Source organism: uncultured Porphyromonas sp. (assembly GCF_938046015.1).
Lineage (GTDB): Bacteria > Bacteroidota > Bacteroidia > Bacteroidales > Porphyromonadaceae > Porphyromonas.
The window spans coordinates 23669-30198 of record NZ_CALIXW010000017.1 but is presented as its reverse complement, the minus strand read 5'-3'; the positions used below and the strand labels follow the sequence as shown (position 1 = coordinate 30198).

3 protein-coding genes and 1 tRNA gene are annotated in these 6530 nt (G+C 63.0%); 1 reads left to right on the top strand and 3 read right to left on the bottom strand.

The genetic code is table 11. The annotated features are described in order from the left end of the window. The first annotated feature begins 649 nt into the window (after positions 1-649). Positions 650-722: transfer RNA gene (locus Q0248_RS02070), tRNA-Pro, on the top strand. Between the two features lie 171 nt (positions 723-893). Here Q0248_RS02070 and mutL read toward each other — a convergent pair. The 3 genes from mutL to Q0248_RS02055 all read right to left on the bottom strand — a co-directional run bounded on the left by mutL (position 894) and on the right by Q0248_RS02055 (position 6525). Then, positions 894-2813, bottom strand: a complete 1920-nt coding sequence (gene mutL / locus Q0248_RS02065) for a DNA mismatch repair endonuclease MutL (RefSeq protein ID WP_299319155.1) — start codon at positions 2811-2813, stop codon at positions 894-896. A 253-nt stretch (positions 2814-3066) separates the two neighbouring features. Continuing rightward, entirely contained in the window at positions 3067-5130 is a 2064-nt protein-coding gene (locus Q0248_RS02060) for an OstA-like protein (protein ID WP_299319153.1), read from the bottom strand. Further along, positions 5131-6525: a peptidylprolyl isomerase gene (locus tag Q0248_RS02055; protein WP_299319151.1), complete on the bottom strand. Its 1395-nt coding sequence runs from the start codon at positions 6523-6525 to the stop codon at positions 5131-5133. Positions 6526-6530 lie beyond the last annotated feature (5 nt).

Sequence of the window (6530 nt, the reverse complement as noted above, 5' to 3'; positions counted from 1 at the left end):
TTTACTTCGGCTTACCCAGGGTTTGGTCGCCCTTTCAGGGCTACGCACCCTGGGCCTTGAAGGGGTCGCCCCTTGGCTTGTAAGTGGTGTCTTGTTGTGGCTCGCTAGCAGTCGTCCCCTTGGGGCTTGCAAGGGTGCCTTGTTGTGGCTCACCAGGGCTCTCCTTTAGCGGTAGTGGGGAGCTGTGGGTGAGCATCCGTATGTACTAGCTTTGGGTACTGCATGTGGCTGAGTGGGCTTTCGTATCATCTGTTGCTGGCCTAACGCACTGTCCTATGTCGAGCTCAAGAGAGCTCAGCTTGGAGACCTTAGTTACCCCTGCAGATGGCCTGCTTCGGCTGTACTTGTGCTCGTGGTGTAAAGCCCCTATAGGGGCGATCCGCTCAAAGCCCAGGGTGCGTAGCCCTGCAAGGGCGATCAAACCCTGGGTTAGGCATGACGATTAAGAACAGAGCCCTACAGGGGCGACCCTTATAAGGATTATGTTGTAGCAGGGGGGCGCCTCTCGTCTGCTCGCAGCATAGGTATAGGGCTGGAGGCTAGGCGCATTAGTACGTATCTTGGTGAGGCTTGCGGGCTGTCATTCATTTTGCTTACCTTTGCACCGCTGAGGCTGAGTGGGGCGATGAGCCCCCGAGGCGTGACAGCACGGGATGTAGCACAGTTGGTAGCGCGCCACGTTCGGGACGTGGAGGTCGGAAGTTCGAGTCTTCTCATCCCGACTACCTAAAGGAACAAAGCCGAAGGGCAAGACCAGTAGCCTGGTCTTGCCCTTCGGCTTTATTGCTGTCTGTGGGCAGGGGACGCCGCGCGGGGCTATTAAGGGGACGGCCTTGGCGTGGGGGGAGGGGGGCTGCCTTGACTTAGCTTACTTCGCCTGCGGCTGCCTTAGCCTAGCTGAAGAGGCTGGAGACGAAGGTCTCGGGGAGGCGGGCGATGATCTGCTGTCCCGAGGGTGTTGTCATCGACTCGGTGCAGCCCAGTAGCTCCTCGATCAGTTCGCGTGCCTCCTGCGGGCTGCGGGGGAGGGTAGCCTTGAGTACCTGCACCTCGGCGGCAGCCTCCGCGAGGAAGCTCCGCACGTAGCTGGCGTCCTCGCGCTGCGTCTCGAGGCTGTCGGCGACGATGAGGCGCACGAAGCCTATGGCGCTCTCCGTCATGAAGCTCGGTGCCTCGACCACGGAGTAATGGCCCTTGCCCAGGTCGCCAAAGTCGAAGCCCAGCGGTGTGAGCAGCTCCATGATGTGCTGCGCTGTCGGCAGCTCCGTGGGGCTGAACTCCAGTACCTCGGGGAAGAGCGGCTGCTCGGAGGGGTAGCTCCTCTCGCTGAGGCCCAGTAGGAGCTCCTCGTAGCGTACCCTGAGCAGAGCGCGCCTGAGGTCGATCAGCGCTAGACTATCCTCCAGCTGCGTCACGGCGTAGCGCCCATGATAGAGGAGGATGTCGCTGGGGGCTGCGGCAGGAGCGGGCTGCGCGCCCAGCTGCGAGAGGCGTATGCCGCCCCCGACGGCCTCCCCGCTCGGGGAGGTGCTAGGCGTGGGGCTGAAAAGCTCGCCCTCGGGCAGCTCGTCGTACTTGCGGCTCTCGAAGCTCTCGCCCAGCTCGCTCCAGTCCAGCTCGGGCAGCTGGGGGCGGTAGCTGCGCCCTGAGAGTGTCTGCCGCATCGGGCGTCCGAGGCCAAGCGTGAGGCCCTCCATCCCCTCTGTGCGAGGCTTCTGCCCTTCGTCTAGATCTAGTCTCTTGACCTCCTCACGACGCCCCGGGTAGGCGGGGATGTCGATGGAGACCTTGTTGTCGAAGTCTATGAGCGGCGCCAGCGCATGGGCGTTGAAGGCCTCGCGCACGATGCTCTCGAGGATCTTGAAGATGAGCTCGCCGTCGGTGAAGCGTACATCCGTCTTCTGCGGATGGATGTTCACGTCGATATTGGCCGCGGGGATGGTGAAGTAGAGGAAGTAGTGCGGCTGCGTGCCGACGGGGACGAACTTCTCATAGGCCAGTAGTATGGCCTTGTGGAAGTAGGCGTGGCGGATGAAGCGCTGATTGACGAAGAGGTACTGCTGCGGGGCACTCTTGACCGCCGTGGCGGGCGTGCCGATGAAGCCGCGGATGGTGCAGAACTCGCTCTCGTAGCTCACGGGGATGAGCGCCTTGGCGAGCTTGCTCCCCCCCACGCCTATGATGCGCTCCTTGAGCGAGGTGGCGGGGAGCTGGCGGTCATACTTGCCCGCACCCTGCAGGGCGAAGGCTACCTGATGGTTTGCCAGCGCCACCTTGGCGAACTCCTTCCAGATGTCGCTGAGGTCGGTCGACTCCTTGCGTGCCTCGATATGCTTGCGGCGCCCGGGGGTGTTGTAGAAGATGTTCATCGCCTTGAGCGTCGTCCCGACGGGGCAGGCACAGGGCTCGGCGCTCTTGACACGTGCGCCCTCGATCTGCAGCTCTGTCCCCAGCTCGGCCTCGGCCGTGCGGGTACGCAGCTGCACCTGGCAGACCGAGGCGATAGCGGCTAGGGCCTCGCCGCGGAAGCCCATAGTCGTCAGTCGGTCGAGGTCCTCGATCTCGCGGAGCTTGGACGTGGCGTGGCGCTCGAAGGCCATACGCGCATCCGTCGGGCTCATGCCCTTGCCGTCGTCGGTGACCTGCACGGCACTGCGCCCCGCGTCGAGGATCTCGACCTGGATGCGTGTGGCGCCTGCGTCGATCGAGTTCTCTAGGAGCTCCTTGACGATATAGGCAGGGGCGGGGACGACTTCGCCCGCCGCGATCTGATTGGCTATGGTCTCGGGGAGGAGACGGATGATATCACTCATCAGCGCAGGAAGAAGTACCAGAAGGCAAAGCCTAGGAGCAGCAGCCCCAGCATCAGGCGTATGGTGCGGCGGTCGCGGTCGGCAGCCGTCAGTCCGCGCTCATGCTGGCGCTGTAGGTGCTGCGTGCTGCGCATGAAGCTGCCGCGTACCTGGCTCGTGGGGTCGTAGTGCTCGGCCGAGTCGGGGAGCGTGCGATCGTCGCCGCTGGTGGTTGCCTCCTCGGCAGCCGCACGGCGCTGAGCCTCCTCGGCGCTTAGTTCTCCTGCCTCGACAAGCTCCTGTCGGACCCGCGCGACCCGCTTCTGGAGTTCCTCGCGGCGGGGATCCCAATAGATGAGCTTGTGCTCGAACTGTCGTGGTCTTCTTTGCTTGAAGAAACTTTGTACACCCATGATGTGTCTATGATCGGTCTTTGTTGGGATTGAGCGTCGTCCTTGCTTGGGCTGAGGACGTACTGATAGAGCTGGCGCCACTCCTCGGGGCTGAGGCCCGCCAGGTAGCGTGCGATGGAGTCGCTACGCAGGGAGTCCTCCTTGGCGATGCGCTCGAAGGGCGCGTAGGCCGTGAGGGCTGCGCGTGCGCCGCTGAAGCGCTGCAGCTCCGCCAGCGTGCTACCCGGCTTCTGGAGGCTGTCGCCTCCGCTGGACTGTACGATGGACTCGCGGCTGAGGGGACGGCGGTCAGCGGCCCAGACGAAGCTCTTGAGGCGGTTGACCTCCGCCGAGCCCGCCATGGAGAGTGGGTAGGCCTTGCCCTCGACGGGGCCCGTCCAGAGGGACTTCTTGATGCGTCCCGAGTCGAGCGTCAGCTGCATGGCAGTGCTGGTCATGCGGTTGAGCCCCGTGTAGTCGGGCCCCTTGTCCTCCTTCATATAGAAGATGGACTCCACGCTGCCGAAGACGTCCAGCTGGCGTATGGTGCTATCCTGCAGGTAGGCGCGTAGGCGCTCGCCCTGCATCTGATTGTAGTAGTCGACGCTGTCTATATGCTCGACCGCAAGGACGCTCCCTAGGACGTCCACGTAGTCGAGCTTGCGCCCGCGGAAGTAGAAGATGGTGGTATCCCCGAGCAGCTGGCGCTGCTCGCTCCACATGATGGGGCGGCCGTAGAGCGAGAGGACGGAGTCCTTAGCCACGTAGCTCATCGAGTCGGCCACGGCCTGAGCATCGCGGCGGTAGATGCGCACATCTCGGTAGGCGCGGAGGTAGCGGTGCATAGTGTCGGCCTTCTCCCCCGCGGCACGGAGGCGCTTCACGCTATCCAGCTGCCAGCGATTGTGGATGGGGACGCTGATCAGCTCCAGCGTGTCGGCTGCCACGTAGAGCGTGTCCTTCTGCGAGTACTCCTCGGCATGGGCGCGCAGCGTGACGAAGGCATAGCTACGCTTGTCGTCGAAGTAGCCGTACTCGCCGAAGAGCTGGGCACGCTGCACGGTGTCGGTCAGGTGCATGCGGCCGAAGGCCTCGCCGAACTTGCCCGCACCGTCGTAGTAGATCGAGTCCCCCGTCAGGCTCTTCGCCCCTGAGAAGACGGTAGAGCGGTCGAGCAGGATCCCCACGTCGCGCCGTACATCATAGACGCCGCGCCGCGACTCGATGCGCCCCGAGTCGGACTGGATGAGCGTGGGGCCCTCGTAGCTCCCGATCTGCGTGCCGGTATTGTAGTAGAGATGCTGCGTGGTGAGCGTCGTGCGCTGGCCGACGAGCTTGACGTTGTAGCGGAACTCCGCATCGTTCGTCGCGGGGAGGAACTGCCCGTAGTCCGAGGTCAGCGTATTCTCGGCATCGGTGATGGATCCGCCCTCGAAGTAGTAGGCGACGTCAGCCATGCGGTCGTAGTCGAGGCTATCGGTGTAGAGGTCGGTGGTCTTATTCGCTAGGTGCACGTTGTAGCGTAGCTTCGCCAGCCTCGTGATGCCGTCGTAGTAGAGGTAGCGTGCGTACATATTGACTGTGTCGCCCTGCACCATGTGCACCTCCCCGAAGGCCTCGAAGGTCTGCGCCTGCTCGTTGATGTAGGCGCTGTCGCAGGTCATACGGGCGTTGCCGTGCCTGAAGATGACGCCGCCCTTGAGCCGCTGCACGCCCGGCTGTAGCGAGGCGTCGTAGCTCAGTAGATCAGCGTGCTCGATGTAGATACGGCTGCTCTGTCCCTTGGCTGCACGCTGGCTGCTGTCGGCTAGGGTCGATATGCCGCGCATCCCTCCGCCCAGGGAGCTGGAGCGGAAGGACGCACTAGAGTGGAGATAGCTCAGCCCCGCGAGGATAAGGGCGAGGACGAGGGCTATCGGGAGTCGCTGTTCCTTGGCAGGCTTCATCTACTTCTTGTCGTGAACCCAGCCTGGGTACTGGAAGGCGCAGTTGCGGTAGCGCGGAGCCATGACGATGGAGGTCTCGCGCTGCTTCTGCCGTATCCATTCGTCGATGACGCGGGCACGCTTCTTGGCCAGCGCCATCTCCTTGATGGTGCGGAAGTCGGCGTTCATATTCGCCATGTGCTCGGGGTGCTCGGCCTTGATGCGGATGATGGCTACCTGCTCGAGGCCCTTGTCGTTCCGCATGGTGAAGGGCTTGGAGACCTCACCTGGCTTGAGCGTGTAGGCTACCTTGGCGATGTCCTGCGGCAGCTCCTCGTAGCGGAAGAGTGCCGAGCCGGAGAAGTTGCTCTCGTTGGAGCTATTGGTCATCAGCCCACCGTTGTTGAAGGTGTTCTTGTCCTCGGAGTAGAGCTCGGCAGCCTGCTCGAAGGAGAGGCGCTGGTCCTTGATAAGCCCAGCGACCGAGTCGAGGCGCGCGCTGGCCTGCTCTAGGGCCTTCTCCTCGACGACGGGACGGACGAGGATGTGACGGAAGTTCACCAGGTCGCCTCTGCGCTCGATGAGCTGGGCGATGTGGTAGCCCTCGTCGGTCTTGATGATGGGGGACACGCGGTTCTTCTCCGAGAGGTTGAAGATCGCGGTAGCGAAGGCCGGGTCGAGCGACACCTTGCCCACGAAGCCGTACTCCCCGCCCTGGGCTGCCGTACGCTTGTCCTCGGAGTAGAGGCGAGCGATGGTGGAGAACTCGCGCTTGCCCGCATTGATGTCATCGGCATAGCCACGCAGCACGCCCTTGACGCGGTCGATCTCCGAGAGCGGGATCTGAGGCTGCATGGCGATGATCTGCACCTCGACGGTCTTGGGGACGAAGGGTAGGCTGTCCTGCGGCAGCTGCTTGTAGAAGGCGCTGATCTCGGAGGGCGAGACGCGCACATCCTGGGCGATGCGCTGCTGCATGGCGCGTACGATCTCCTCGTTGCGCACCTGGGTGGCCTGCTCCTCGCGGATCTGGCCGATCTTCTTATTGAAGTACTCCTCGAGCTTCTCCTGCGATCCCAGCTGGGAGATGGCATTCTGTATCCACATCTCGACCATACGGTTGACCTGGGTGTCGCCTACCTCGATGCTGTCGATCTTGGCCTGGTTGAGGAAGAGCTTCTGTATGGCGATGCGCTCGGGGATGACGCAGTCGAGGTCGCCCTCGGTGTGTCCCTCGCTGCGGAGGACGAGCTTCTGATACTCGATATCGGAGAGGAGGATAGGCTCGTCGCCTACCATCCAGACGACCTCGTCTACGATGTTCTGCTTCTGTGGTTCGTCGCTCTTGACCTGGGCCAGAGCTAGCCCCCCGAGGGGCAGGAGAGAGAGGAGCGCTAGGGCTGTCTTCGATTTCATCTCGT